The 25985-nt window shown below is 70.4% G+C and carries 24 protein-coding genes and 2 pseudogenes; 15 read left to right on the forward strand and 11 right to left on the reverse strand.

The window, feature by feature from the left end:
• Positions 1–144: 144 nt before the first annotated feature.
• The gene (locus ACZ6I3_RS21175) at positions 145–1263 is read right to left on the reverse strand and encodes a DUF4190 domain-containing protein (RefSeq protein WP_469416437.1); all 1119 of its coding nucleotides are present in this window, start codon (positions 1261–1263) and stop codon (positions 145–147) included.
• Positions 1264–1463: 200 nt separating this feature from the next.
• Between ACZ6I3_RS21175 and ACZ6I3_RS21180 the strand changes: the two genes are divergently transcribed.
• Positions 1464–1688, forward strand: coding sequence for a DUF2283 domain-containing protein (locus ACZ6I3_RS21180; RefSeq protein WP_469416438.1), 225 nt, complete (start codon positions 1464–1466; stop codon positions 1686–1688).
• A 182-nt stretch (positions 1689–1870) separates the two neighbouring features.
• Entirely contained in the window at positions 1871–3460 is a 1590-nt protein-coding gene (locus ACZ6I3_RS21185) for a S8 family peptidase (protein WP_469416439.1), read from the forward strand.
• A gap of 20 nt (positions 3461–3480) precedes the next feature.
• Here ACZ6I3_RS21185 and ACZ6I3_RS21190 read toward each other — a convergent pair whose 3' ends face one another.
• From ACZ6I3_RS21190 to ACZ6I3_RS21200, 3 genes are read right to left on the reverse strand one after another with little or no spacing between them, the layout of a single operon-like run.
• Positions 3481–3915, reverse strand: coding sequence for an arsenate reductase ArsC (locus ACZ6I3_RS21190; RefSeq protein WP_469416440.1), 435 nt, complete (start codon positions 3913–3915; stop codon positions 3481–3483).
• A 30-nt stretch (positions 3916–3945) separates the two neighbouring features.
• The gene (locus ACZ6I3_RS21195) at positions 3946–4710 is read right to left on the reverse strand and encodes an aquaporin (protein ID WP_469416441.1); all 765 of its coding nucleotides are present in this window, start codon (positions 4708–4710) and stop codon (positions 3946–3948) included.
• Entirely contained in the window at positions 4707–5081 is a 375-nt protein-coding gene (locus ACZ6I3_RS21200) for an ArsR/SmtB family transcription factor (RefSeq protein ID WP_469416442.1), read from the reverse strand. The genes ACZ6I3_RS21195 and ACZ6I3_RS21200 overlap by 4 nt, the downstream gene beginning before the upstream one ends.
• Before the next feature lie 81 nt (positions 5082–5162).
• On the opposite strand from ACZ6I3_RS21200, the pseudogene ACZ6I3_RS21205 reads away from it, so the two are divergent.
• Positions 5163–5423: pseudogene (locus ACZ6I3_RS21205) on the forward strand (arsenite S-adenosylmethyltransferase); the annotation flags it as partial.
• Positions 5424–5635: 212 nt separating this feature from the next.
• On the opposite strand, the gene ACZ6I3_RS21210 reads toward ACZ6I3_RS21205, so the two are convergent.
• Positions 5636–6043, reverse strand: coding sequence for a type II toxin-antitoxin system PemK/MazF family toxin (locus tag ACZ6I3_RS21210; protein WP_469416443.1), 408 nt, complete (start codon positions 6041–6043; stop codon positions 5636–5638).
• 52 nt (positions 6044–6095) lie between these two features.
• Here ACZ6I3_RS21210 and ACZ6I3_RS21215 point away from each other — a divergent pair.
• Positions 6096–6301, forward strand: a pseudogene (locus ACZ6I3_RS21215) (hypothetical protein); the annotation flags it as partial.
• 154 nt (positions 6302–6455) lie between these two features.
• Here ACZ6I3_RS21215 and ychF read toward each other — a convergent pair.
• Complete coding sequence (gene ychF / locus ACZ6I3_RS21220; RefSeq protein ID WP_469416444.1) at positions 6456–7544, reverse strand: redox-regulated ATPase YchF; 1089 nt, start codon at positions 7542–7544, stop codon at positions 6456–6458.
• Between the two features lie 170 nt (positions 7545–7714).
• On the opposite strand from ychF, the gene ACZ6I3_RS21225 reads away from it, so the two are divergent.
• Positions 7715–8230, forward strand: coding sequence for a DUF6542 domain-containing protein (locus tag ACZ6I3_RS21225; RefSeq protein WP_469416445.1), 516 nt, complete (start codon positions 7715–7717; stop codon positions 8228–8230).
• Positions 8231–8288: 58 nt separating this feature from the next.
• On the opposite strand, the gene ppgK is transcribed toward ACZ6I3_RS21225, so the two are convergent.
• Both ppgK and ACZ6I3_RS21235 read right to left on the reverse strand, forming a co-directional pair.
• The gene (gene ppgK / locus ACZ6I3_RS21230; RefSeq protein WP_469416446.1) at positions 8289–9035 is read right to left on the reverse strand and encodes a polyphosphate--glucose phosphotransferase; all 747 of its coding nucleotides are present in this window, start codon (positions 9033–9035) and stop codon (positions 8289–8291) included.
• Positions 9036–9104: 69 nt separating this feature from the next.
• Positions 9105–10160: a 4-hydroxy-3-methylbut-2-enyl diphosphate reductase gene (locus tag ACZ6I3_RS21235; RefSeq protein WP_469416447.1), complete on the reverse strand. Its 1056-nt coding sequence runs from the start codon at positions 10158–10160 to the stop codon at positions 9105–9107.
• Positions 10161–10294: 134 nt separating this feature from the next.
• Here ACZ6I3_RS21235 and xseA point away from each other — a divergent pair, with 134 nt between their 5' ends.
• The 3 genes from xseA (at position 10295) to ACZ6I3_RS21250 (ending at position 12483) form a co-directional block, all read left to right on the forward strand.
• Positions 10295–11503 carry an exodeoxyribonuclease VII large subunit gene (gene xseA / locus ACZ6I3_RS21240; protein WP_469416448.1) on the forward strand — a complete coding sequence of 403 codons (1209 nt, stop codon included), beginning with the start codon at positions 10295–10297 and terminating at the stop codon, positions 11501–11503.
• Between the two features lie 9 nt (positions 11504–11512).
• Positions 11513–11758, forward strand: coding sequence for an exodeoxyribonuclease VII small subunit (locus ACZ6I3_RS21245; protein ID WP_311127552.1), 246 nt, complete (start codon positions 11513–11515; stop codon positions 11756–11758).
• A gap of 134 nt (positions 11759–11892) precedes the next feature.
• The gene (locus ACZ6I3_RS21250) at positions 11893–12483 is read left to right on the forward strand and encodes a malonic semialdehyde reductase (protein WP_399026499.1); all 591 of its coding nucleotides are present in this window, start codon (positions 11893–11895) and stop codon (positions 12481–12483) included.
• Positions 12484–12555: 72 nt separating this feature from the next.
• On the opposite strand, the gene ACZ6I3_RS21255 is transcribed toward ACZ6I3_RS21250, so the two are convergent.
• Positions 12556–13080, reverse strand: coding sequence for a DUF4245 domain-containing protein (locus ACZ6I3_RS21255; RefSeq protein WP_469416449.1), 525 nt, complete (start codon positions 13078–13080; stop codon positions 12556–12558).
• A 127-nt stretch (positions 13081–13207) separates the two neighbouring features.
• Here ACZ6I3_RS21255 and glpX point away from each other — a divergent pair, with 127 nt between their 5' ends.
• On the forward strand, positions 13208–14242 hold the full coding sequence (gene glpX / locus ACZ6I3_RS21260) for a class II fructose-bisphosphatase (protein ID WP_469416450.1): 1035 nt from the start codon (positions 13208–13210) through the stop codon (positions 14240–14242).
• 95 nt (positions 14243–14337) lie between these two features.
• On the opposite strand, the gene ACZ6I3_RS21265 is transcribed toward glpX, so the two are convergent.
• Positions 14338–14715 (reverse strand): WhiB family transcriptional regulator, encoded by a 378-nt coding sequence (locus tag ACZ6I3_RS21265; RefSeq protein WP_184590908.1) that lies wholly within the window; start codon positions 14713–14715, stop codon positions 14338–14340.
• A gap of 174 nt (positions 14716–14889) precedes the next feature.
• Positions 14890–15570 carry a DUF1707 SHOCT-like domain-containing protein gene (locus ACZ6I3_RS21270; protein ID WP_469416452.1) on the reverse strand — a complete coding sequence of 227 codons (681 nt, stop codon included), beginning with the start codon at positions 15568–15570 and terminating at the stop codon, positions 14890–14892.
• A 165-nt stretch (positions 15571–15735) separates the two neighbouring features.
• Between ACZ6I3_RS21270 and ACZ6I3_RS21275 the strand changes: the two genes are divergently transcribed.
• The 6 genes from ACZ6I3_RS21275 (at position 15736) to ACZ6I3_RS21300 (ending at position 25848) form a co-directional block, all read left to right on the forward strand.
• On the forward strand, positions 15736–17406 hold the full coding sequence (locus ACZ6I3_RS21275) for a fumarate hydratase (RefSeq protein ID WP_469416453.1): 1671 nt from the start codon (positions 15736–15738) through the stop codon (positions 17404–17406).
• A gap of 224 nt (positions 17407–17630) precedes the next feature.
• A complete protein-coding gene (locus ACZ6I3_RS21280) occupies positions 17631–18014 on the forward strand; it encodes a hypothetical protein (protein ID WP_469416454.1) in 384 nt (127 codons plus the stop codon).
• 151 nt (positions 18015–18165) lie between these two features.
• Positions 18166–21159 carry an NACHT domain-containing protein gene (locus ACZ6I3_RS21285; protein ID WP_469416455.1) on the forward strand — a complete coding sequence of 998 codons (2994 nt, stop codon included), beginning with the start codon at positions 18166–18168 and terminating at the stop codon, positions 21157–21159.
• Positions 21160–21228: 69 nt separating this feature from the next.
• Positions 21229–22626 (forward strand): class II fumarate hydratase, encoded by a 1398-nt coding sequence (locus ACZ6I3_RS21290; RefSeq protein WP_469416457.1) that lies wholly within the window; start codon positions 21229–21231, stop codon positions 22624–22626.
• Positions 22627–22709: 83 nt separating this feature from the next.
• Entirely contained in the window at positions 22710–23402 is a 693-nt protein-coding gene (fomD, locus tag ACZ6I3_RS21295) for a cytidylyl-2-hydroxypropylphosphonate hydrolase (RefSeq protein WP_469416458.1), read from the forward strand.
• 301 nt (positions 23403–23703) lie between these two features.
• The gene (locus ACZ6I3_RS21300) at positions 23704–25848 is read left to right on the forward strand and encodes a SpoIIE family protein phosphatase (protein ID WP_469416460.1); all 2145 of its coding nucleotides are present in this window, start codon (positions 23704–23706) and stop codon (positions 25846–25848) included.
• Positions 25849–25985 lie beyond the last annotated feature (137 nt).

Below are 25985 nucleotides of genomic sequence, written 5' to 3' on the forward strand. Positions count from 1 at the left end.
CCGCTCCCATCAGGTTGTACAGACAGCAACAGCGTGGCAACCGTAGGTTGTGCGGTGCAAGCGAAGGCCAGAGAATCACTCGATGTGATGACATCCCGGCCCTGGGGGCTTTACGCAGGCACTTTCTCCCCGCTATAGCCGCCGTCACACCTCGAGTTCGGAGTTCCCACTCTCACTGTCGTCGAACGAGGGCCGGGTGGTGGCCAGCCCGAGGGCCTTGCGCGCGGTGACGGTCGCCGGGCCGTCGACGTACGCGTGCGCCTTCTCGTAGTGCGTGAAGTAGGTGTCCACGTCACCGGCCTCGCTCGCCTTCGCCCACTGCTCGCGAGAGTCCTCCATGTCCTCGACCAGTTCGGCGAGGGGCTGTTGGGCGGCCGAGGGCCAGGAGTGGCCGCGCAGGGCCTCGATCTGTTCGCCGAGCACGTCGTGCACCTGCGCCGCCCAGGCCCGGGATCCGGCGAGGTCGTCGTCCGGGGGCTCTTCCGGCTCCTCGTACAGCGCCGCGTCGACGGCGTTGGCCGTGGACAGGTAGACGACCTGGTCGGTGTCGAGCGTGGTGGGGTCGCCGCGCAGGGAGCCGGTCAGTTCGGCCTTCGCGTCGGTGCTGCCGAAGACGCAGATGATCGCGCGGTCGCCGTAGCGCCAGCTCTCCCGGGACGGCATGAGGTAGTACACGTCGACGTCGGCCGGCATCGCCCAGGAGTCCATGGCGTACTGGTTCTGGAGCGCGTAGCACCTCTCGTCGGCGAGGTCGGTGACCCTGCCGTCGCCCGGGAAGGCGCCGCCCGGCAGCGAGACGACCCCGAACACCTCGCCGTCGTGCCCGCCTTGACAGGAGACCGGGTCGACGTCGTAGGTGTCACCCTCCAGACCGTCGGGCGCGTCGAAGCAGTCGCCCGTGCGCAGCGACAGGCTCTCGTTGCCCCGCGCGCCGTCCTGGAACTTCGCCCAGACCTCGGACGCGGCGCCCGTGGCCAGCACCACCCCCCACAGCACGGCTCCGACGGACGAGAGCGCCACCCCCGCGATCGCCATGCCCCGCCCGCTCTGCCCGGACCTCCGGATCTGCCACAGCGCGACCAGCCCCAGGACGAGCCCCGCGACGGGCAGGAAGCAGAGCACACCGAGCACGAGAGCGGCCACGGCGAGCGCGTTGACGGAGACCGGGGTGCCGTACGGACGCTGTGCCTGGGGCCAGTCGGCAGGTGGCCGGCCGTACGGGTCCTGGGGCTGCGGGTTCCCAGGGGGCGGGGGTATCGACACGGGGACGGTGCTCCTGGCTGAGGCGGTGGGCGAGGGTCTGTCGTACGGCTGGGCGCATCGTAAGCGGGCGCGGCAGGGTGGAGCGGCGGCATTTCGGCCCGGAGGGCTGCACAGTCCGACCGCTCAGGTACCGAGGCAGGGCATGTCGGCAGAATCTGGGTCGTCGTCAACAAGGCCGGTAAGTTCCAGAGAGGCGAACCATGCACATCGACCACGACCGCGAGAACGACACCGCCTATGTGTCGCTCGTCGCGCACATCGCGGACGGCGCCGCCGTCCGGCAGATTCCCGTCACCGGGATCGGGGCGGACGCCCAGGTGTTGCTCGACGTGGACGCGTCGGGCCGGCTGCTCGGCATCGAGGTCATCGGCGCCGAGGGTGCCCTGCCGGCCGAGGCGCTGGAGCAGTCCACTTCGACGCGTTGACGGGCCGGGGCCCTGTACGTACGCGCACGGCCCTTGTGCAATTCCTGTGGAGGCCTCAATCTTTCGGCTGACGCACAGGAGTCACCCTTTGTCTGACATGGCCATGACTCCAGGCTTCCGGGTGGCTTCGACGGGCGTGCACCACACCCCACAGCGCACCACCGATGAGGAGGACCCCTCAGATGGCAGTGATGCGTACTCCCCGCACTCCCCACCGATCCACCCGGCGAAGACTGGCCGCGCTCGGCGCGACGGCCACCGCCGCGCTCGTGGCGAGCCTCGTCTCCGCCCTTCCCGCCGGCGCGGCCCCGGTCGCCGCCGAGGGACGCGTCCAGTACGAGGGCGCAGCGAACGCCGTCGCCGGCAGCTACATCGTCACGTTGAAGACCGCGAAGGCCGGTTCCGCCGAAGGCCGCGCCGTCGCGCACAAGTACGGCGCCGACATCGAGCGGACGTACACCAAGGCCCTGAACGGCTACGCCGTCGAGGCGACCGCGTCCGAGGCGAAACGTCTCGCCGCCGACCCGGCCATCGCCTCCGTCGTGCAGGACAGGACCTATGGCATCACCGGGACGCAGCCCAGCCCGCCCTCCTGGGGCCTGGACCGCGTCGACCAGAAGAACCTGCCGCTGAACAGCTCGTACACCTACCCGGACTCGGCAGGCCAGGGCGTCACGGCGTACGTCATCGACACCGGCGTCCGCATCACCCACAGCGACTTCGGCGGGCGCGCCTCCTACGGCTACGACGCCGTCGACAACGACAACACCGCCCAGGACGGCCACGGCCACGGCACACACGTCGCCGGCACGGTCGCCGGGAGCGCCTACGGCGTCGCCAAGCAGGCCAAGGTCGTCGGCGTCCGGGTGCTGAACAACTCCGGCCAGGGCACCACCGCCCAGGTCGTCGCGGGCATCGACTGGGTCGCGGGGAACGCGGTCAAGCCGGCCGTCGCCAACATGTCCCTCGGCGGCCCCGCCGACACGGCCATCGACACCGCCGTACGCAACGCCGTCACCTCCGGCGTCACCTTCGTGGTCGCGGCCGGCAACGAGTCCACCAACGCCTCCACACGGTCCCCGGCCCGTGTCACCGAGGCCGTCACCGTCGGCGCCACGACATCGAGCGACGCGAAGGCGAGCTACTCCAACTACGGGACGGTTCTCGACCTGTTCGCGCCCGGCTCGTCCATCACCTCGGCCTGGAACTCCAGCGACTCGGCGACCAACACCATCTCCGGTACGTCGATGGCGAGCCCGCACGTCGCCGGAGCGGCTGCCCTCCACCTGGCCGACAACCCCACGGCCACCCCCGCGCAGGTCTCCGCCGCGCTGACGGCCGCCGCCACCACCGGCGTCGTCACCAGCCCCGGCAGCGGCTCCCCCAACCGGCTCCTGTACGTCGGCGGCGGTACGACCACCCCGCCGGGCCCGCGCTTCGAGAACACCGTCGACCAGGCCATCGCCGACAACGCCACCGCCGAGTCCCCGGTGACCGTCTCCGGCGTCTCCGGCAACGCGCCCTCGGCCCTGGCTGTCGAGGTGCACATCGTCCACACCTACATCGGCGACCTCCAGGTCCAGCTGATCGCCCCCGACGGCACGGCGTACACGCTGAAGGCGTACGGCACCGGCGGCAGTGCGGACAACATCGACACCACGTACTCCGTGAACGCCTCGGCCGAGGCCGCCAACGGCACGTGGACCCTCCGGGTGAGCGACAACGCCCGCGTGGACACCGGGCGGATCGACGCCTGGGCGCTCCAGTTCTGAGCCCTGTGTGTGAAGGTCCGTCAGTTCGTTGACCCGTCCGGGACGCCGAGTTCGGCGAGCAGAGCGCGCACGCGCTGCTCGATGGCGTCCCGGATCGGGCGGACGCCGTCGACGCCCCGCCCTGCCGGGTCGTCGAACCGCCAGTCGAGATACCGCTTGCCGGGGAAGACGGGGCAGGCGTCCCCGCAGCCCATGGTGATGACCACGTCGGACGCCCGGACCGCCTCGGGGGTGAGGACCTTCGGGGTCTCGGAGGAGATGTCGACACCGACCTCGTTCATCGCCTCCACGACGGCCGGGTTCACCGTCTCGGCAGGCGCGGATCCCGCCGAGCGCACCTCGACCCGGCCCCCGGCGAGACGGGCGAGGAAGGCGGCGGCCATCTGGGAACGGCCGGCGTTGTGGACGCACACGAACAGTACGGAGGGACGCGGAAGCGGGGCGGCAGCGCTCATGGCGGTGTCCTTGCAGACGGGGACGGTCGGTCAGGAGCGGGCGGCTTCGGGCTCGCCGCGCGGGACGACGACGTGCGCCGCGCGAGCGGGACGTCCGTAGACCACCGCCACGACGCCCAGCCCCAGCGCGGCACCGAGCAACTGGGCCGCGATGAACGGAGCGACGGAGGCGGGAGCGATACCGGCGAAGGTGTCGGTAACGGCACGGCCCACGGTCACCGCGGGGTTGGCGAAGCTCGTGGAGGACGTGAACCAGTAGGCGGCCCCGATGTACGAGGCCACGGCGGCGGGGGCCACGGCCGTGCGGCCGATGCGCCCCAGGCCGAGAACGAGCAGGATCAGCCCGGCGGTGGCGACGATCTCGCCCAGCCACAGGTGCCCGGCGAAGCGGTCCTGGGCGGAGAACCTCACCAGCGGCCTCCCGAACATGGCGTCGGCCAGGACCGCGCCGCCGATCGCCCCGGCGACCTGCGCGGGCAGGTACGCGGCGGCTTCCCGCCAGGTCGGGCCGGTGCCGTCACGGCGGCCGGTGAACCAGACGGCGAGGGTGACGGCGGGGTTGAAGTGCGCGCCGGAGACCGGCCCGAGCAGCGTGATCAGCACGGCCAGGCCGAAGACGGTGGCCAGGGAGTTCGCGAGCAGTTGCACGCCGGCGTCGTGCGACAACCGGGCGGCCTGGATCCCCGACCCGACGACCACGGCGACCAGGAGCCCGGTCCCCAGGGCTTCGGCGGCGACGCGGCGACCGAGGGGCGGGGGTGCCGCAGCGGCTCCGGCGGTCCGCGACGCGCTCACGCAACAGCTCCGGCGGACTGCGGCTCGCTCAGGAACGCGGCGATCCGGTCCAGGACGCCGGGCAGCACCCAGTAGTACACCCACGTTCCGCGGCGCTCGCAGTCGATGAGACCGGCCTGGCGGAGCAGCTTGAGGTGGTGGGAGATCGTCGGCTGGGACAGGTCGAAGGCCGGGGTCAGCTCGCAGACGCAGACCTCCCCGCCCTCCCCGCGCGAGGAGATCATCGACAGCAGCCGCAGCCGCACCGGGTCGCCCAGCGCCTTGAAGACCCTTGCCAGCTCCCGGGCACGTTCCTCGCCCAGGGGCGCGGTGGCCAGGCCCTCGCAGCAGGCGGCGTCCTGGTCGATCACCTCAAGCTCTTGTTTCGACATGCCTCTATGTTGACGCTCTTCGATTCAAGGCGCAAGGTTGCATCAAAGAACGTCGATACAGTCAGTTCGGAGGCAACCGCCATGAGCGAACACTCCACCGACCTGCGCGAAACCGTCCGCCGCCGCTACGCCGAAGCAGCCCTGTCGATCGCAACGGGCGGCACCGGCTGCTGCGGCCCCGAGCCGGTCGAGGTGGTCGACGCGCACTTCGACTCCACCCTCTACGCCACCGCCGATCGCGACGCCCCGCCCGCCGCGGCGGTCGCCGCCTCCCTCGGCTGCGGCAACCCCACCGCCGTCGCCGAACTCCGCACCGGCGAGCGCGTGCTCGACCTCGGCGCCATCATCTGGACCTCGGACCCGGACGACATCCGCACCCTCATCGACGCCCAGGACATCAAACCGGCCACTGTGATCCGCACCGTCTGAGCACCGATCGTCTCCGACGACAGGCCCTAGTACTCCAGCCGTAGATCGTGATCTCGATGGTGAGGGGCGTCGAGGCGGCAGGGGTCCGGCGTGGATCATCTCGCCCGCGTCGGTTCCTTCTCCGTCTACTCGAGTTCACCGAGACGGAAGGGGGCGTCCCTTATCTCGCTGAGCTTCGCGGTCGTTGCCGGGGTCCGCTCCTGTGCTTGTTCAGCGAGTCGGAGGGCATCGTCGATCTCGCTGAGCTTCACGGTGGACAGGACGGCTGCCCGCTCTATCAGGTCGTCCCGGGACACAGTGGTCAGCCACGTGCAAGGTGTGAAGCCTGGACGCGGGAGCGCGAGCCGCAGCACGCCTTCGAACGGCAGCCCTTCATCGGCGCCGACCGTCACTTCGATGCCCAGGCCGCTGATGTCGACGCCCGCCGGAGCGACGACCTGCATCACCCGGATCCCGGACGTGTCGTCTCCCGACAGCAGTACGACCAACCTCTGCTCGTCGAACTGGACCCACCAGACTTCGCCACGTTGCACAAGTCCTCCAGACGCAGGCCGGCAGGCAGACGCTACACAACCCTGGCGCGCTGTGGAGACGGGTGCGGCCACCGTTGATCACCGGAAGTCGGTACTCGGCCTGTTGTCGGATCTGCCGCGCAAGAACTGCTGGACCATCGCCGAGTGGGCCGGGGACAGGAACCCCGGACGGCATGCAGCACCTGCTCGGGCCGCGACGACGTGGGTGACTACGTGGTGCAGCATCTGCACGACGACGAGGCGGTGCTGGTGGTCGAGCCACCACCGGCGACAAGCCGCTCAAGCGTGAAGATCACGATCTACGGCTGTAGTACTAGGGGGTCGCTCACCCAACGACATGGAAGGGGGCCGAGCTCTCGAGAGGGCTCGGCCCCGGACCCACGCATCTCTTCAACGTACGGTGATCCACCGATCACACGTTGAAGCGGAACTCCACCACATCCCCGTCCCGCATCACATACTCCTTGCCCTCCATGCGCGCCTTGCCCTTCGCGCGGGCCTCCGCCACCGAGCCCGTGTCCACGAGGTCGTCGAAGGAGATGACCTCCGCCTTGATGAAGCCCTTCTGGAAGTCGGTGTGGATGACGCCGGCCGCCTCGGGGGCCGTGGCGCCCTTCTTGATGGTCCAGGCGCGGGATTCCTTGGGGCCGGCCGTGAGGTAGGTCTGGAGGCCGAGGGTGTTGAAGCCGACGTGGGCGAGGGTGGCGAGGCCGGGCTCGTCCTGGCCGACGGACTGGAGGAGTTCCAGGGCCTCGTCCTCGTCGAGCTCGGCGAGGTCCGCCTCCAGCTTGGCGTTGAGGAAGATCGCCTCGGCAGGGGCGACCAGGGCACGCTGCTCGTTCTTGAAGTCCTCGTCGACCAATTCGTCCTCGTCGACGTTGAAGACGTAGAGGAACGGCTTGGTGGTCAGAAGGTGCAGGTCGTGCAGGAGCTCGTTGCGCTCGCTGCCCTGGACGATCCCGTGGGCGAAGAGGGTGTCGCCCTTCTCCAGGATCTCCTTGGCCTCCTCGACGGCCTTGACCTTCGGGGCGATGTCCTTCTTGATGCGCGACTCCTTCTGGAGGCGCGGGAGGACCTTCTCGATGGTCTGGAGGTCCGCCAGGATCAGCTCGGTGTTGATCGTCTCGATGTCGTCCTTGGGCGAGACCTTGCCGTCCACGTGCACGACGTTCTCGTCGGCGAAGGCGCGGATGACCTGGCAGATCGCATCCGACTCGCGGATGTTCGCCAGGAACTTGTTGCCCAGGCCCTCACCCTCGGACGCGCCGCGCACGATGCCCGCGATGTCGACGAAGTCGACCGTGGCCGGGAGGACCTTCTCCGACTTGAAGATCTCCGCGAGCTTGCCGAGCCGCGGGTCGGGGACGCCGACGACGCCCACGTTCGGCTCGATGGTGGCGAACGGGTAGTTGGCCGCCAGCACGTCGTTCTTGGTCAGGGCGTTGAACAGGGTCGACTTGCCGACATTCGGCAGACCGACGATTCCGATCGTGAGCGACACGTTGCGACTTCCCGTGAGTGGAGAGGGCCAGGGGGCCAGGGGACCGGCCGATCCACCAGTCTACGGCGTACCCGCAACCGGCCCGGCGACCTGTCGAACGCTTGGCCAAGCCCCGGCCCACGGCGTGTCTGAGGGGCGATTCGGCATATTGAACGACCTACGTTGGTGCAGTGGAGCAATACAGGACGCGACCTGCCCGGTACCGACCGCGACGCGACCGGCCGGGATCGTCACTGCCACCCCGGGCGAACCGGGAAGCAGCCCCCACCGCGGGACGGTTTCCGAACCCCCGGCTGACCGGGCTGGGCAGCGGACTGTTCTGCGGAGGGGTGATGTTCCTGCTCGGCGGGCTGTGTGCCGTGCTGTTCGGGGCGTCGCCGACGGCGTACGGCGTGCTGTTCCTGCCGGTGTGTGTGCTGACCGCCGTCTGGGTGCGCCGGGGGGATCTGATGATCGCGCCCGTCGTCGTGCCGATCGCGTTCGCCGTGGGGCTGCTGCCGATGGCCGACGGCGACGGCGGGACCGGCGGCAGGCTGATGGGACTGGTGACGGCGCTCGCCACGCAGGCCGGGTGGCTGTACGGGGGGACGCTCGTCGCCGGGCTCATCGTCATCGTCCGGCGGATCCGGCTGGTCCACCGGCGGCGGGCGGCGGCAGCAGCAGCCGGGCACCGTCCGCCGGTATGACCCTTGCCGGTGGGACCACCGCCCGTGGGACACCTACCCGTGTGACACCCGCCGGGCGCTAGTGCCCGGCCGCCCGCATCGCCGCCCCCACGATGCCCGCGTTGTTCTGCAACTGCGCCGGGACGATCTCCGCCTTGATGCCCTCGATGTGGGGCAGGAACTTGTGGGCCTTGCGGCTGACGCCGCCGCCGATGATGAACAGCTCCGGCGAGAACAGCATCTCGACGTGGGCGAGGTACTTGCGCACACGGTGCGCCGCCCAGTGCTCCCACGTCATGTCGTGGTCCTCACGGGCCTTGCTGGAGGCCCGCTTCTCCGCGTCGTGCCCGTCTAGCTCCAGATGGCCCAGCTCGGTGTTGGGGACGAGGACGCCGTCGACGAAGACCGCGCTGCCGATACCCGTACCGAGAGTGAGCACGATCACCGTGCCGCGCCGGCCGCGGCCGGCGCCGAAGTGCATCTCGGCGACGCCCGCCGCGTCCGCGTCGTTCACCACCGTCACCGGCAGTCCGCCCAGCCGCTCGCCGAGCAGCGCGCGGGCGTCGGTGTCGATCCAGCTGTCGTCGACGTTCGCCGCCGTACGGATCACGGCTCCGTCGGTGACCACGCCCGGGAATGTGACCCCGATCGGGCCCGTCCAGCCGAAGTGGTCGACGACCTCCTTGACGCCGTCGGCCACCCCGTCGGGCGTGGCCGGGTGCGGGGTGAGGACCTTGTGGCGCTCCTGCGCCAGGTCACCCTTGTCCAGGTCCACCGGGGCGCCCTTGATCCCGGAACCGCCGATGTCCACACCGAAGATCTGCATGGCCCTACGTTACGACGAACGACTGACAGTCACAGGCCGGACGGCGGTCGCTGCCCAGCCCGTTCGCGATCACTCCCCGGAATTTTCACCGGCACCGGGTCCGGTGCCGGGTCCAGTGCCGGTCCCCTCCCCACCACGCTCGGCGGCCAGCGTCGAGGCCTCCTCGCGCAGGTCGCGCCGCAGTTCCTTCGGCAGGGAGAACGTGATGGACTCCTCGGCCGCCTTGACGAGCTCGACGTCCTCGAAGCCGCGCTGCGAGAGCCACTCCAGGACCTGCTCGACCAGGACCTCCGGGACGGAGGCACCCGAGGTGACACCGATCGTGGAGACGCCCTCCAGCCAGGCCTCGTCGATCTCGTCGGCGAAGTCCACGAGGTACGCCTCGCGCGCACCCGCGTTCTTGGCGACCTCCACGAGCCGCACGGAGTTGGAGGAGTTGCGGGAGCCGACCACGATCACCAGCTCCGACTCGGCGCCCATCTGCTTCACGGCCAGCTGGCGGTTCTGCGTGGCGTAGCAGATGTCGTCGCTGGGCGGGGAGATGAGCTGCGGGAACTTCTCCTGCAGCGCGTCGACGGTCTCCATGGTCTCGTCGACGGACAGCGTGGTCTGGGAGAGCCAGACGACCTTGGACGGGTCGCGGACCTCGACCTTCGCGACATCGCCCGGCCCGTCGACCAGCTGGATGTGCTCGGGGGCCTCGCCGGAGGTGCCGATGACCTCTTCGTGGCCCTCGTGGCCGATCAGGAGGATGTCGTAGTCCTCCTTGGCGAACCGGACGGCTTCCTTGTGGACCTTGGTGACGAGGGGGCAGGTGGCGTCGATGGTGGCGAGGCGGCCGCGCTCGGCCTCCTCGTGGACGACAGGGGCAACGCCGTGTGCGGAGAACATGACGATGTTCCCCGGGGGCACTTCCTCCGTCTGCTCGACGAAGATCGCGCCCTTCTTCTCCAGGGTCTGCACGACGTACTTGTTGTGGACGATCTCATGCCGGACGTAGACCGGAGCCCCGTACTGCTCCAGCGCTTTCTCGACGGCGATGACGGCGCGGTCCACACCCGCGCAGTAGCCACGGGGGGCGGCGAGCAGGACACGGCGGCCAGGCGAAGCAGACATGCGTCCCATCGTAAGGCCGCGTTCGGCGGGTCAGAGATCGCGTCGGTGTGGAGTCCCCGGGAAGACTGACGGGAGGCGAGGTGAGTGACGAGCGGCGTCGGTGGCTGGGCCTCGTTGTCAGCGGTGCCCACTACCCTCGCGGCATGGCTGTGAACACGTCCGCGGAATCCCCGCTCCCCGTCGGTGAGGTGTCGCGGCTCATCGGGGGCTGGATCGACCGGCTCGGGGCGGTGTGGGTCGAGGGGCAGATCACGCAGTTGTCGCGGCGGCCGGGCGCCGGTGTGGTGTTCCTGACGCTGCGCGACCCGTCGCACGACATCTCCGTCGGCGTCACCTGCTACCGGCAGGTGTTCGACGCCGTCGCGGACGTGGTGAGCGAGGGCGCCCGGGTCGTCGTCCTCGCGAAGCCGGAGTGGTACGCCCCGCGTGGGCAGCTGTCGCTGCGGGCCGCCGAGATAAGGCCCGTCGGCGTCGGTGAGCTGCTCGCGCGGCTGGAGCAGCTGAAGAAGGCCCTCACGCGGGAGGGGCTGTTCGCGCCGGAGCGGAAGAAGCCGCTGCCCTTCCTGCCGCAGCTCGTGGGGCTGGTCTGCGGGCGGGCCTCGGCCGCCGAGCGCGACGTCCTGGAGAACGCCCGGCACCGCTGGCCCGCCGTCCGCTTCGAGGTGCGCAACGTCGCCGTGCAGGGCGTGCACGCCGTGCCGCAGGTCGTGCAGGCCGTGAAGGAGCTGGACGCGGCCGAGGACGTCGACGTGATCATCGTCGCGCGGGGCGGCGGCAGTGTGGAGGACCTGCTGCCGTTCTCCGACGAGCAGCTGATCCGGACGGTCTCCCAGTGCCGTACGCCCGTGGTGTCCGCGATCGGGCACGAGCCCGACAACCCGCTCCTCGACCACGTCGCCGACCTGCGCGCCTCCACCCCGACCGACGCCGCCAAGAAGGTCGTACCGGACGTCGGCGAGGAGTACGAGCGTGTGCGGCTGCTGCGGGACCGGGCGCGGCGGTGCGTGGCGGCGCTGGTCGAGCGGGAGGAGCGCGGGCTGGCCCACGCCCTCGCGCGGCCGTCGATAGAGGACCCGCACCGGATGATCGACGAGCGCGCCGACCACGTGGCGAACCTGCTCGACCGGGGCCGGCGCTGTCTGCGGCACCAGCTGGACCGGGCCGACTCGGAGCTGACGCACACGCACGCGCGCGTGGTGGCCCTCTCCCCCGCCGCGACCCTGAAGCGCGGGTACGCCGTGCTGCAGAAGGCGGACGGGCACGCCGTCCGCGATCCCGGCGAGGTGGAGGCCGGCGAGGCGCTGCGCGCCCGGGTCTCCGAGGGTGAGTTCTCCGTACGAGTGGACACATAGGGTGGGTGGATGACCAGCGAGGTTGATGAGACACCGGGCACGTCCGAGGCGCTCGGGTACGAGCAGGCGCGGGACGAGCTGATCGAGGTCGTCCGGCGCCTGGAGGCGGGCGGCACGACGCTGGAGGAGTCCCTCGCGCTCTGGGAGCGCGGCGAGGAGCTGGCCAAGGTCTGCCGGCGCTGGCTGGACGGGGCGCGGGCGCGGCTGGACGCGGCGCTGGCCGAGGAGGCCGCGGAGGACGAGGACACCGAGTAGACCGACAGGGACCGGGCCGGTCGGTGTGGCGTGACACACGACACCCTCAGGTTAGTTGAACGTTGAACTTCACTCGCGTACGGTCGACGATGTCAGCCGATCTTCCGGACCGACCGTCGCGAGAAAGTGCATCCATGTCCCTCGTTCTTGACCCCGCCGCCCAGGACCTGCTGTTCCGTGAGGCCCGCACCGCCAACGCCTTCACCGACGAGCCGGTGACCGATGAGCAGGTGCAGGCGATCTACGACCTGGTCAAGTACGGTCCGACGGCCTTCAACCAGACCCCGCTGCGCATCACCCTGGTCCGCTCCCCCGAGGCCCGCGAGCGCCTCGTGCCGCACCTGGCCGAGGGCAACCGCGCCAAGACGGCGAGCGCCCCGCTGGTCGCGATCCTCTCCGCGGACAACGAGTTCCACGAGGAGCTGCCGCACCTGTTCCCGGCCGCGCCGCAGATCAAGGACGTCTTCTTCACCGAGCGCCCGGTCCGCGAGAACGCCGCCGGCCTGAACGCCGCGCTCCAGGCCGCGTACTTCATCGTCGGCGTCCGCGCCGCCGGTCTCGCCGCCGGCCCGATGACCGGCTTCGACTTCGAGGGCGTGCGCAAGGAGTTCCTGGACGACGACCACACCCCGCTGATGGTCGTCAACATCGGCCGACCGGGCCCGGACGCCTGGTACCCGCGCTCCCCGCGCCTGGAGTTCGACCAGGTCGTCACGACGGTCTGAGCCCCTCCCGGACACAGCAAGGCCCCCGGCATCACGCCGGGGGCCTTCGCCGTGTCCACGCGGGTGCGCGGCTCACTTGGTCCGCAGCGCCTCCGCCATCTTGGACAGCTGCGCGAACGACGCGGTGCCCGTCACGACCGTCGTCGAGCCCTTGGTGCCCTCGAGGACCAGCGCGTCGTAGCGGCCACCCTCGTAGCGGGTCCACGTCCGGCCGGCGATCTTCTCGGTCTTCCCGGTCTCCCGCGCGCCCTGGGTCGTCTCGTCGAGGAAGACGGGGCGCCGCTGAGTGGACTGCTCGACCGCCACGTACTCCCCCTCGGGGTCGTGGAAGCCGAGGTGCCAGTTCTCGAACTCGTCGCCCTGATAGCGGACGGAGGTGGCCTTCCAGGAGTCGGTCAGGCCCTCGGGCGCGGCCACGGGGTACGGGGCGGCGCGTCGTGCCGTGAGCAGTTCGACCCGGTAGTCGACCACCTTGGTCTCGGGCGGGGTGTCGTCGTGCGGGATGAAGAGGTACACGAAGCCCGCCACGAGGACGATGACGCCCATGGAGAGGATCATGTCCCGCGCCGTCTTCTGCTTACCGTTCGTGCCTGCCACGCCCCCTATCGTCGCAGGTCTCCGGAGCGCTCATCCGTGGGGGCCCCTGCTCATTTTGCGAACTCGGAGATAGAGTCGGGCGACAAAGCCCTCATCCGGCCGTCGTCGTACAGAAAGGTGCGCTCCGATGACCGAGCATCATCACTTGCCGTCCGAACTGGATGTGCCCTCCGAGGCCCCCGACCGCAACCTCGCCCTGGAACTGGTCCGGGTGACCGAGGCAGCGGCCATGGCCGCGGGCCGTTGGGTGGGACGCGGTGACAAGAACGGCGCCGACGGCGCCGCGGTGCGCGCCATGCGGACCCTCGTCTCCACCGTCTCGATGAACGGCGTCGTCGTCATCGGCGAGGGGGAGAAGGACGAGGCCCCCATGCTGTTCAACGGGGAGCGCGTCGGGGACGGGACCGGGCCCGAGTGCGACATCGCCGTGGACCCGATCGACGGCACCACGCTGACCGCGAAGGGCATGACCAACGCGATCGCGGTGCTGGCCGCGGCCGAGCGCGGTTCCATGTTCGACCCGTCGGCGGTCTTCTACATGGACAAGCTGGTCACCGGCCCGGAGGCCGCCGACTTCGTCGACATCAACGCGCCGGTGGCGGTGAACATCCGCCGGGTCGCCAAGGCCAAGCGGTCCGCGCCCGAGGACGTGACGGTGGTGATCCTGGACCGCCCGCGGCACGAGGGCATCATCAAGGAGATCCGTGAGGCCGGTGCGCGGATCAGGCTGATCTCCGACGGTGACGTGGCCGGCTCGATCCTGGCGCTGCGCGAGGGCACGGGCGTCGACCTGCTGCTCGGCGTCGGCGGTACGCCGGAGGGCATCATCTCGGCCTGTGCCGTGAAGTGCCTGGGCGGCACGATCCAGGGCAAGCTGTGGCCCAAGGACGACGAGGAGCGGCAGCGGGCGCTCGACGCCGGGCACGATCTGGACCGGGTGCTGACCACGGAGGACCTGGTCACCGGCGAGAACGTGTTCTTCGTGGCGACCGGGATCACGGACGGGGAGCTGCTGCGGGGGGTTCGCTACCGTGCCGAGACCGCTACGACCGACTCGATCGTGATGCGGTCGCGGTCGGGCACGGTCCGCAGAATCGATTCGGAGCACCGGCTGAGCAAGCTGCGGGCGTACAGCGCGATCGACTTCGACAAGGGGAAGTAGCCCCACGCCCCGAAGGTCGAGGGTCGAGGACACGCTGAGAAGAGGGCGCCCCCGGTGCGGTGGGGGCGCCCTTTCTGTCCGCCTTCCGCTGTCGCTCAGCCTGCCGCGGCTATGCGGTCCGACGAACGGGCCGCCTTCTTCAGCTCCAGGTCACGGCGGCGACGCCGGGCCAGGACCACACGGCGTTCCGCGGCGGTCAGGCCGCCCCAGACGCCGTACGGTTCGGGCTGGAGCAGGGCGTGTTCGCGGCATTCGACCATCACCGGACAGCGGGCGCAGACCCGCTTCGCCGCCTCCTCACGGGAGAGCCGGGCCGCGGTGGGCTCCTTGGAGGGTGCGAAGAACAGGCCCGCTTCATCCCGCCGGCACACCGCCTCGGTGTGCCACGGGGCGTCTTGATCCCTGTCTCGCGCTGGCACCCGCGGGGCCGGAACGGCAGCTACCTGCAGGGACGAATGCGGCGGTTGCAGCACGGTCTACTCCTGACGACGGCTTCGCGAGCGAGAGACGATGCAGCAAGGCCTACCCGCTGTACGCGCGCCTATGCACTGAGTTCCGAACCGCTGGATTCGCCCCGTTCGCAAGGTCCGGGGGGCCGCGTCACCGGTGCACCGATTTGCTCCGAGCCCGGGGCGGATTCGCGACTGTCAATGATCCAGGTGCTTGCGCAAACTCCTGTCGACCTTGCGCTGCACCCGGTCCAGGATGTCCGCGACGAACTTGCCGCGCCTGGGCCGCGCCTCGACGCTGCCCAGGACGGCCCAGCCGTCCACGTAGACGACGGGGGCCTCCGGGTCGTCCGAGTCGAGGGTGTCCACCTCGAAGCTGCCGAGCACGCCACCGCCCATGCCCCGCAGCGACACGTTCTCCGGGACGCGGATGTCGACGCTGCCGAAGACCGCGAACGACTTGATCACGACCTGCTGGTGGTCGAAGAGGGCCTCGCTGAGGTCTATCTCGACACTGCCGAAGATCGCGTACGCGTGGATACGGCGGCCCGCGCGCCAACGCCCCTTGCGGACGGCTCCGCTGAAGACCGCGACCACATTGTCGTCCGGGTCCATGGGAATGGCGCCGGCGGTCGGGCGGTACGGGGCGGGGGACGATGCCCGGCCCTGGCGGTGGGCGGCGGGCAGGTCCCGTATGAACACCTCCAGCTCGCCGACCGTCTTGGCGCGCAGCACGCCGTCGACACGCTCGGCATGCTCGTCCGCGGTGAGACGGCCCTCGGCGAGGGCGTCGTGCAGGATCTCGGCGATGCGGTCACGCTCGGCGTCGGAGGCGCGGAACTCGGAGCCGGCGGGCGCGGTCTGCTTCTGAAGGTCCACGGCAGCAGCGTACCGAAACACGATAGATCGCGACACCCCTGCGGGATGACCCGTGTGTGACGAACTGAGCCTTACCTCACAAGCTCGCCGTGAGAGGCAGGTTCTACGCTGGTGGACGCTCGCCAAAGGAGGCGGGTCGCGTCTGTCGAGTGAGGAATGGGCGAGATGCCTGAGTTCGCGTACACCGATCTGCTCCCCCAGGGAGAGGACACCACGCCGTACCGGCTGGTGACCTCCGAGGGTGTCTCCACGGTCGAGGGGCCGGACGGGCGGACCTTCCTCAAGGTGGAGCCTCAGGCGCTGCGCGAGCTCGCCGAGGAGGCCATCCACGACATCCAGCACTACCTGCGCCCGGCCCACCTCACGCAGCTGCGCCGCATCATCGACGACCCCGAGGCGTCCGGCAACGACAAGTTCGTGGCGCTGGACCTGCTGAAGAACGCGAACATCGCGGCCGCGGGCGTCCTCCCTATGTGCCAGGACACCGGCACGGCGATCGTCATGGGCAAGCGCGGGCAGAACGTGCTCACGGAGGGCGGCGACGAGGCGGCCCTCTCGCGCGGCATCTACGACGCGTACCAGAACCTGAACCTGCGGTACTCGCAGATGGCCCCGCTGACCATGTGGGACGAGAAGAACACCGGCTCCAACCTCCCGGCGCAGATCGAGCTGTACGCGACCGACGGCGGCGCCTACAAGTTCCTCTTCATGGCCAAGGGCGGCGGCTCGGCCAACAAGTCGTTCCTGTACCAGGAGACGAAGGCCGTTCTGAACGAGGCCTCCATGATGAAGTTCCTGGAGGAGAAGATCCGTTCGCTGGGCACGGCCGCCTGCCCGCCGTACCACCTGGCGATCGTGGTCGGCGGCACCTCCGCCGAGTACGCGCTGAAGACGGCGAAGTACGCCTCCGCGCACTACCTGGACGAGATCCCGTCGGAGGGCTCGGAGCTCGGGCACGGCTTCCGGGACGAGGACCTGGAGCAGAAGGTCTTCGAGCTGACGCAGAAGATCGGGATCGGGGCGCAGTTCGGCGGCAAGTACTTCTGCCACGACGTGCGCGTGGTGCGGCTGCCGCGGCACGGGGCGTCCTGCCCGGTCGCCATCGCCGTGTCCTGCTCCGCCGACCGCCAGGCCGTCGCGAAGATCACGGCCGAGGGTGTCTTCCTGGAGCAGTTGGAGAAGGACCCGGCGCGGTTCCTGCCGGAGACGACGGACGAGCAGCTCGAGTCCGAGGGCGACGTCGTCAAGATCGACCTGAACCAGCCGATGGACGAGATCCTCGCCGAGCTGACGAAGTACCCGGTGAAGACGCGCCTCTCGCTCACCGGGCCGCTGGTCGTGGCGCGTGACATCGCGCACGCCAAGATCAAGGAGCGGCTGGACGCGGGCGAGGAGATGCCGCAGTACCTGAAGGACCACCCGGTGTACTACGCGGGCCCCGCGAAGACGCCCGAGGGGTACGCGTCCGGCTCCTTCGGCCCGACGACGGCCGGCCGTATGGACTCCTACGTGGAGCAGTTCCAGGCGGCGGGCGGCTCCAGGGTGATGCTGGCGAAGGGCAACCGCAGCAAGCAGGTCACGGACGCCTGCGGCAGCCACGGCGGCTTCTACCTCGGCTCCATCGGCGGCCCGGCCGCCCGCCTCGCCCAGGACTGCATCAAGAAGATCGAGGTCGTCGAGTACGAGGAACTCGGCATGGAGGCCGTCTGGAAGATCGAGGTCGAGGACTTCCCGGCGTTCATCGTCGTGGACGACAAGGGCAACGACTTCTTCCAGGACCCGGCTCCGGCGCCGACGTTCACGTCCATTCCGGTACGGGGCCCCGGGCTGGCGTAGTGCTTTTCGGGCGGTGGAGGCGGTCCTCGTCTCCACCGCCCGCCGGCTTCGCCCCGGAGCCGACGCCACCCGGATGCGTCCCGGTTCGGTTGCTCTGGGCATCTGATGTCATCCGTAACATTCTTCCCACTGACAGCCGTCCTGTCCGATTTACTGACAACGGGTGTTTGTCGACCCTATTCTGACGGCAGATCATGTCGGGGGACGTATCAGGGGGAATGTCGGTGACCATCAATCAGCCTGGGTGGCAGTTCCACGGCAATGCCCGTATCTACACCATCGCCGGCGACCTGCATCTGACGGAAGCCAGCGGGCCGCAGGAGTTCGCCGAGGTACTCGGTGAGCTCCGGTCGAGGATCCGGGAGCTGGAGGGCGTCCCGGCCGAAGAACTCGCGCGGGTGGACACCGAGTTGGCCCAAGTGGTCGACCCGGCCGCAGACGGGGAGGGCGACAGGGACGGCGACGCCGCTGAGGACGGGGACGTCGTCGCCGGGCGTCTCACCCGGATCGCCGACCGGCTGCGGGCGCTGGGCGGATCGGCCAACGCGGTCGCCGAGGCGGGCAACTCCCTGGACCAGCTGGCGCAGTGGGCCGGTACTCACTTTTGATCCGCCCCGCGCCGAGACGTGGGGCTCAGCTGCGAGACAGCCGGAGCCGGGGATCGACCAGGCGGGCTGGAATGTCAAGAACGTCATCAACAACCTGATCAACGTCGACGGGGCACAGCTCCGGTCCGCCGCCGACCTCGCGGCTTCGCCGGTGCCGCCCGCACCGGCGAACGACCGCGCGTTCCGCAGGAATCTGGCCACGCTCCTGCTGCGCAAGCTGACGTCGACCATGGACGAGATCCACTGGCTCGACCACAAGCTGATCGACCTGTCCGTCATCGTCGAGGACGTGGACCAGTACCAGAACACCGGCCGTCGGGGGCTGGGGCGCCGGTACGGCCGGCAGGCCACCCGGCCCCTCACCGAGGTCCTCGCCCGGCCGCGGTCGGATCTGGTCCTGCTCCAAGGCGCCCCGGGAGCGGGCAAGAGCGTGGCGCTGCGCCGGCAGGCCCGGCTCGCGCTGGAACAGATCGCCGCCGGGAAGACCCCGGACGCGCCGCTGCCGATCTACGTCAACCTGCGCGAGCTGCGGGCAAGGCCCAACGAGATCAACGTGACGGTGCTGCGCCGGTACATCGAGCAGCAGACCGGCCCCAAGGGCAGCCCCGCGGTCACGGCGTACTTCACCCATCACTTCGGCGAGGACCTCCGCGAGCGCCGGGTGATCCTGCTGCTGGACTCCTTCGACGAGATCCCGTCGGTCCTCGGCAGCGCGACCATCCAGGAGGCGGTCAACCCCTACGTGCAGACGGTCATCGAGCTCGTCGGGGGAGGCGGCCGCTGTGTGCTCGCCTCCCGGGAGTACAAGGGCCCCTCGGCGGCCGGCTGGACCAGGCTGAAGATCCTCGGCCTGTCACCGCTCCTGCAGGAGACGTTCCTGCGCCGGCTGGGTCTCGACCGGCAGCGCATCGCACTCGTCCAGCCCCTGCTGACCGATCCCCGGCACGGCTTCGTGACGGAGCTGCAGAATCCGCTGATCGTCAAGCTGCTCGCCGCCTACGTACGGACCAGGAGAACGCTGCCGGACCGTCCTGGCGACCTGTTCAAGGAGCACGTCACCGAGCGGCTGTGCGCGGCGTGGGCGGATGCCGACCCGGCGGGCGACGCCGACGGCCCTTCCGAGGCCGAGCTGCGGCTGACCGAGAGCTTCCTCGAGCGATTCGCCTTTCAGCTGACGTCCACCGGCCGCGGTCTGTCGGTGACGGAGGGAAGGTACCGGGAGGCCATCGCCGAGCACGCGGGCGGCGACCGGGCCCTGGCCGCGGCGCTGACGGGCGCCCTGTCCAGGTCGAGGCTCCTGGCGTCCTCGAGTGAGGGCGGGAAGCGCCGGGTCTTCTTCTGCCACCGGCTCGTCAAGGAGTACTTCGCGAGCCGCTATGTCGCCGAGCATCCGTCCGCCCTGTCGGCCCAGGACCTCGCTGCCCACGGCCGCTGGCGCGAGACGGCCGTGACCGTGCTCCAGGACGGTCTCCCGGAGGTCGTCGCCCCGCTCCTCGCGGAACTCGCCGGGATCCTGGAGAGGGAGCTGGTCCGGTACCAGACGGCCCAGGCAGCCGCGGAACGTCCCCACGTGCCGGTCGTCACCGAGCTGAGCTGGTCGTCGTACGGGTCCCTGGTGGGCGAGGAGAGATCGAAAGCGCCTCCGGCCCACACCCCGTTCGCGTGGTCGCCGGCCGGTGTGCACTGCCTGGAGCTGCTGACCACCGCGTACCAGGGCCGCGCGCGGTGGCCGCACGAGCGGATCCAGCCGCTGGTGGAATCCCTGGTGCACGCGGCGTGGTGCCACGGCAGCATCAGTGACCGCAAGTTCGCGATCGACTGTCTGCCGCTGCTGCCCGAGGAGGCGCGGGAGCAGTACATCGACCGGGCGTTCGCGGGCGGCAGCTACTGGATCCGTACGACCGCCCTGCGCGACTGCGTCACCCTGCCCGCGCTCACCGACGGCATCCGACTGTCGATCCGGCGCCTGCTGATCACCATGCTGAGCGAGCGGTCGCTGGCGGCGGAGTCCCACGCCGTCGACGTCGACCTGCGGCGGCTGCAGACCGACGACGACCTCGTCAAGGTCCGCAGGGTCGTGAGCAGGGCCCCCGTCGGTGTCGCGCTCGTGTGCGTCCTGCACGCCCTGGTCGGTGTGTTCATCTACCCGAACGGCACCTGGTGGGTCGTACGGGACCAGCTGCTGTGGTGGAACGCCGTCCCGTTCTTCTTCTTCTGGTGGTTCCAGTCCACCCAGCCCCTGTCCTACGGCACGGGAAAGAGCCGCGCCCGCGTCTTCCTGGAACGGGTCCTCAAGCGCACGGTGGGCTGGCGGATGGACGCCCTGGACACCGTCGTGCTGCTGCGGACGCTGGTCCTGCTCGCCGGGCTGCAGGCGGCGCTGCAGTTCGGCTTCGGAATCGCCGACATGCTGCGCGGGGAGCCGCTCAGGGGCCTGATCCAGGCCACGGTGTACGCCTCGCTGAGTGTCTACGCGCTGCTGTGGGGGCCCAGCGTGCTGTACGCCGTGCGCTGCGGCCGGAGCGCACGGGCGCTGCGTACGCCGAGGCTGGTCCTGGCGGTGTCCGACGCGATGCGCCTCGAGGGTCATCCGGTGCACGGCCTGTCCGTGTGGCACTGGGTCGCGTTCGTGGTGGGCAGCACCTGGCATCTGGCCAAGCTTGTCGTCATCACGTCACCGCTGTGGGGCGGCTACCTGCTGCTGTACCACCTGGGGGGCCGCACCGGACGCCTCGTCGCGTGGGCACTGGTCGGCCTGATCACGGCCTACTTCCCCTTGGTCGTGGTGGTGAACGTGGTGCGGGCGATACGGTCCACGCGCCGCGTCCGGGATGCCGCGCGCCGGGGCTCCCGGGGCGGCCTCGCCTTCTTCGACAACATGTTCTCGCTCCGCGACGGCTACGAGGCGGCCGAGTACGTACGGCTGATCCGCGGCACGCCAGGGCTGGATCTGGGCACGGTGGAGCGGCAGACCGTCCGCATCTGCATCGCCCGCCTTCAGGGCCGTCCGGCTCCGGAGGGGAGCGACGTCGGTGTGCCGGACCTGCTGCGGGAGGACGCCCTGCGGGCGCTGGCGTCCTGGCGCGGGCACGGCGGGCTGATCGACGAGTTGGGCCGCCTGGACGAACAGCTCCGCGCGCGGTAGGCGGACGGGTACGAGCTTCGGGAACAGTACGCGGGCCGAGTGTGCTGTCCGAGGTGGAGGTGATCGGCTGTGGCCGACGAGGAAGAGAAGTACCGGATCGAGCACGATTCCATGGGCGAGGTGCGCGTCCCCGCCCACGCCAAGTGGCGGGCCCAGACCCAGCGGGCCGTGGAGAACTTTCCCGTCTCCGGGCAGCGCATCGAGCGGGCGCACATCGAGGCGCTGGCGCGGATCAAGGGGGCGGCGGCCAAGGTCAACGCCGAGCTGGGGGTCCTGGACAAGGAGATCGCCGAGGCGATCCAGGGGGCCGCCGCGGAGGTGGCCGAGGGGAAGTGGGACGAGCACTTCCCGGTCGACGTGTTCCAGACCGGGTCCGGGACCTCGTCCAACATGAACACCAACGAGGTCATCGCGACCCTGGCGAGCGAGCGGCTGGGCAGGAGCGTGCATCCCAATGATCACGTCAACGCCTCCCAGTCGTCGAACGACGTCTTCCCCTCGTCGATCCATATCGCCGCCACCGCCGCGGTCATCCGCGATCTCGTCCCGGCCCTGGAGCATCTTTCGGCCTCCCTCGGGCGCAAGGCCGAGGAGTTCGCCGACGTCGTGAAGTCGGGGCGGACCCATCTGATGGACGCCACGCCCGTGACGCTGGGGCAGGAGTTCGGCGGGTACGCCGCCCAGGTGCGGTACGGCGTCGAGCGTCTTGAGGCCTCCCTCCCCCGGCTCGCCGAACTGCCCCTCGGCGGCACGGCCGTCGGCACCGGCATCAACACCCCGCCCGGTTTCTCCGCCGCCGTGATCGAGGAGGTCGCTCGCACGACCGGGCTGCCCCTGACCGAGGCCCGTGACCACTTCGAGGCACAGGGCGCCCGGGACGGCATCGTCGAGACCAGCGGGCAGCTGCGGACCATCGCGGTCGGGCTGACGAAGATCGCCAACGATCTGCGGTGGATGTCCTCGGGACCGCGCACCGGCCTCGCCGAGATCGCCCTGCCCGACCTCCAGCCCGGCTCCTCGATCATGCCGGGCAAGGTGAATCCGGTCATTCCCGAGGCCGTGCTGATGGTGGCGGCCCAGGTCGTGGGGAACGACGCGACCGTGGCCACGGCGGGCGCCGCCGGCAACTTCGAGCTCAACGTCATGCTGCCGGTCATCGCGAAGAACGTGCTGGAGTCGGTCCGGCTGCTCACCAACGTCTCGCGGCTGCTCGCCGACCGGACGGTCGACGGCGTCACCGCCGACCGCGAGCGGGCACGGGAGTACGCCGAGTCCTCCCCCTCCGTCGTCACACCGCTCAACAAGTACATCGGGTACGAGGAGGCCGCGAAGGTCGCCAAGAAGGCGCTGGCCGAGCGGAAGACCATCCGTCAGGTCGTCCTGGACGGCGGGTACGTGGAGCGCGGCGACCTGACCCGCGAGCAGCTCGACGAGGCGCTGGATGTCCTGCGGATGACGCACCCGTGACGATTCGAGGAGCGAGTACGCCCGGCGCGTGAACCGTGACACGCGCCGCAGCGTCGTATGCCTATGGCACCTAATATCTGTTCATGGCAGAGGGTGGAGCGGTGAGACGCATGGCAACGGGTGGTGCGGCGGGCTTCTGGGCGCCCGGGAGCCGGATCCTGTGGCGGTACCGGGAGAACGGCGGCGCGCATCCGCACATCGTGCGTCCCGTCACGGTCGTGCGGGACGACGCGGAACTGCTCGCCGTGTGGCTGGCGCCCGGGACCGAGTGTGTGAAGCCCGTGCTCGCCGACGGCACCCCCGTGCATCTGGAGCCGCTGGAGTCGCGCTACACCAAGCCGCGTGCCGTGCAGCGCGACCGGTGGTTCGGCACGGGTGTCCTGAAGCTGGCCCGGCCGGGCGAGCCCTGGTCGGTGTGGCTGTTCTGGGATCCGGGCTGGCAGTTCAAGAACTGGTACGTGAACCTGGAGGAGCCGCTGGCCCGTTGGGAGGGCGGCGTCGACTCCGAGGACCACTTCCTGGACATTTCCGTCCATCCGGACCGCAGTTGGCACTGGCGGGACGAGGACGAGTTCGCCCAGGCCCGGCGGGACGGGTTGATGGACGACCAACAGGCGGAAAAGGTACGAGCGGCGGGGCAGGCCGCTGTGGAGGTGATCCGTGCGTGGGGGCCGCCGTTCTCGGAAGGCTGGCAACACTGGCGCCCGGATCCGTCCTGGGCTGTACCGTCACTGCCGGAGGACTGGGATCGTACGCCCGCGCATGTGTCCTCATGAGACCCTTGATGCGCCCCCGGGCAAGAAACGTAGGATCGTCCTCCGCAAGGGCGCGCGGCGGCAACTACCGGAGCACGCGCTGGGCTTGACCGATCGTCACCGAGGGGCGGCAGGACGTGAGCGAGGGGTACGAGGGCAACACCGGCAGGGCCTGCTCCCCAGGCCCCCTGCGGAGCAGACGGTCCGCCGGTGGCACAGAAACAACCTCTGACCACGCGGGGATTCCGTTCCTGGGGCACGTATTCCGGGTATCGGAGTTTCGGCGGGACCACCTGCACCTCTGGCGTGCAGCCCCGGACGGATGGATTCGACACGCGTGACGGAGCAGCCGACCTCCTTCGAACGCCCGCAGACGGGCATCGACCCCGCGGATCCCCGCGGGGCGCTCGCGCATACCTCGACACCGGCGCGCACGCCCGGCTCGGGCGCCTTACCGGTACAGGGCCGCTCAGGCGGCGACGTCACCGTTCCGGTCACGACGGCGCACACCACGCCGGGCACCTCGGAGCCGGGCACCTCCACGCCGTTCGGCAAGGGCAAGGACACCGTGAGCGACCCCGCCTCCGAGCACTCCCAGCCGGGTGCCGAGCAGACCGCCGAGCGCGAGACCCCGCGGCCGCGCCCCTCTCCCGAGGGCATTCCGGTCCAGCCGGCCGATGAGCAGGACCGGCCGGCGCCGAATCCCGAGGGGCCAGAGCGCCGCAGCGGCCAGAGCCTGCCGCCGGGCAAGCCCACGCCGATGCGGCGGGACGGCGACCGGCTCCGGTTCGTCGGCGCCGCCACCCGGCGGATCGCCCGCGGCATCGATCTCGACGAGATCGTGATGGGGCTGTGCCGGGCCACCGTGCCCACCTTCTCCGACGCGATCCTGGTCTATCTGCGCGACCCGCTGCCCGTCGGCGACGAGCGGCCCACCGGCCCGCTGGTGCTGCGGCTGCGCCGCACCGACCGGATACCGGCGGAGCGCGACACCGAGAACGGCTTCCAGCCGGCCGCGCAGCCCGAACCCGACGAACTGGACGCGGTCGGCGCCGAGCTGTGCGAGGTGCGGCCCGGCAGCGCGCTCGCCGAGGTTCTGCGGGGCGTGCGCCCGGTTTTCACCGACGCTCCCGCGGCCCGTGCCGCGCTGCCCGAGCTGCTCGGGGAGGGCGGCGAGTTCGCCGTACCGGACGGACAGCGGGCGATCCTCGCCCCGCTGCGCGGCCGGCGCCGGGTCATCGGCGCCGCTCTCTTCCTGCGCCGCCCGGAACGCGTCGCCTTCGAGCCCGACGACCTGCTGGTGGCCGCCCAGCTGGCCACGCACAGCGCGCTGGGCATCGACAAGGCCGTGCTGTACGGACGTGAGGCGTACATCGCGGACGAGCTCCAGCGCACCATGCTGCCCGAGACGCTGCCCCGCCCCACCGGGGTGCGGCTCGCCTCCCGCTACCTGCCGGCGGCGGAGACGGCCCGGGTCGGCGGCGACTGGTACGACGCGATCCCGCTGCCCGGCAGCCGGGTCGCCCTGGTCGTCGGTGACGTCATGGGCCACTCCATGACCTCGGCCGCCATCATGGGCCAGCTGCGCACCACGGCCCAGACCCTCGCGGGCCTCGACCTGCCGCCGCAGGAGGTGCTGCACCACCTCGACGAACAGGCCCAGCGCCTCGGCGTGGACCGCATGGCGACCTGCCTGTACGCCGTCTACGACCCGGTATCGCACCGCATCACCATCGCCAACGCCGGTCACCCGCCGCCCGTCCTGCTCCACCTGGGCGGCCGCGCCGAAGTGCTGCGCGTGCCGGCCGGTGCCCCCATCGGGGTCGGCGGCGTCGACTTCGAGGCGGTGGAGCTGGACGCGCCCGCCGGCGCGACCCTGCTGCTGTACACCGACGGCCTGGTGGAGTCGCGCCTCAGGGACGTCTGGACCGGCATCGAGCAGCTGCGCGAGAAGCTCGCCGCGACCGCGCAGCTCACCGGTCCCGACCATCCGCCGCCGCTCGAGGCGCTCTGCGACGAGGTGCTCGACATGCTCGGCCCGGGCGACCGGGACGACGACATCGCGCTGCTCGCCGCCCGCTTCGACGGGATCGCGCCCAGCGACGTGGCGTACTGGTTCCTGGAGCCGGAGGACGCCGCCCCCGGCCGGGCCCGCCGGCTGGCCCGGCGCGCGCTGCAGCGCTGGGGCCTGGAGGAACTCAGCGACTCCGTCGAGCTGCTGGTCAGCGAGGTCGTCACCAACGCGGTGCGGTACGCGACCAGGCCGGTCACCGTGCGCCTGCTGCGGACGGATGTGCTGCGCTGCGAAGTGGGGGACGACGTCCCCCAGTTGCCCCGCCTGCGACAGGCCCGCGCCACCGACGAGGGCGGACGCGGTCTGTACCTGGTGAACCGGCTGGCCCGGCGGTGGGGTGCGACCCGGCTCAGCACGGGCAAGGTCGTCTGGTTCGAGCTCAACCGCACCTGAGGCACGGAACACGTCGAAGGGGGGGGGGGGGGGGGGGGGGGGGGGACGCCTTTTTTTCTCGTCTCTCTCTCCTCCTTCCCTTTTTTCCGGTCCTCCCGGGTCCAAAGGTCGCCGCCTGCTGGGGGGGGGCGGAGAAG

Source organism: Streptomyces sp. NPDC041940 (genome assembly GCF_055589465.1).

Excerpts from the sequence above, each read along its gene's own strand:
- ACZ6I3_RS21200 (WP_469416442.1), bottom strand. The coding sequence starts at position 5,081 with ATGTCGAAACAAGAGCTTGAGGTGATCGACCAGGACGCCGCCTGCTGC.
- xseA (WP_469416448.1), top strand. The coding sequence starts at position 10,295 with ATGGCTGTGAACACGTCCGCGGAATCCCCGCTCCCCGTCGGTGAGGTG.
- ACZ6I3_RS21190 (WP_469416440.1), bottom strand. The coding sequence starts at position 3,915 with ATGAGCGCTGCCGCCCCGCTTCCGCGTCCCTCCGTACTGTTCGTGTGC.
- ACZ6I3_RS21245 (WP_311127552.1), top strand. The coding sequence starts at position 11,513 with ATGACCAGCGAGGTTGATGAGACACCGGGCACGTCCGAGGCGCTCGGG.
- ACZ6I3_RS21180 (WP_469416438.1), top strand. The coding sequence starts at position 1,464 with ATGCACATCGACCACGACCGCGAGAACGACACCGCCTATGTGTCGCTC.
- ACZ6I3_RS21300 (WP_469416460.1), top strand. The coding sequence starts at position 23,704 with ATGGATTCGACACGCGTGACGGAGCAGCCGACCTCCTTCGAACGCCCG.
- ACZ6I3_RS21275 (WP_469416453.1), top strand. The coding sequence starts at position 15,736 with ATGCCTGAGTTCGCGTACACCGATCTGCTCCCCCAGGGAGAGGACACC.
- glpX (WP_469416450.1), top strand. The coding sequence starts at position 13,208 with ATGACCGAGCATCATCACTTGCCGTCCGAACTGGATGTGCCCTCCGAG.
- ppgK (WP_469416446.1), bottom strand. The coding sequence starts at position 9,035 with ATGCAGATCTTCGGTGTGGACATCGGCGGTTCCGGGATCAAGGGCGCC.
- ACZ6I3_RS21185 (WP_469416439.1), top strand. The coding sequence starts at position 1,871 with ATGGCAGTGATGCGTACTCCCCGCACTCCCCACCGATCCACCCGGCGA.
- ACZ6I3_RS21235 (WP_469416447.1), bottom strand. The coding sequence starts at position 10,160 with ATGGGACGCATGTCTGCTTCGCCTGGCCGCCGTGTCCTGCTCGCCGCC.
- fomD (WP_469416458.1), top strand. The coding sequence starts at position 22,710 with ATGGCAGAGGGTGGAGCGGTGAGACGCATGGCAACGGGTGGTGCGGCG.
- ACZ6I3_RS21250 (WP_399026499.1), top strand. The coding sequence starts at position 11,893 with ATGTCCCTCGTTCTTGACCCCGCCGCCCAGGACCTGCTGTTCCGTGAG.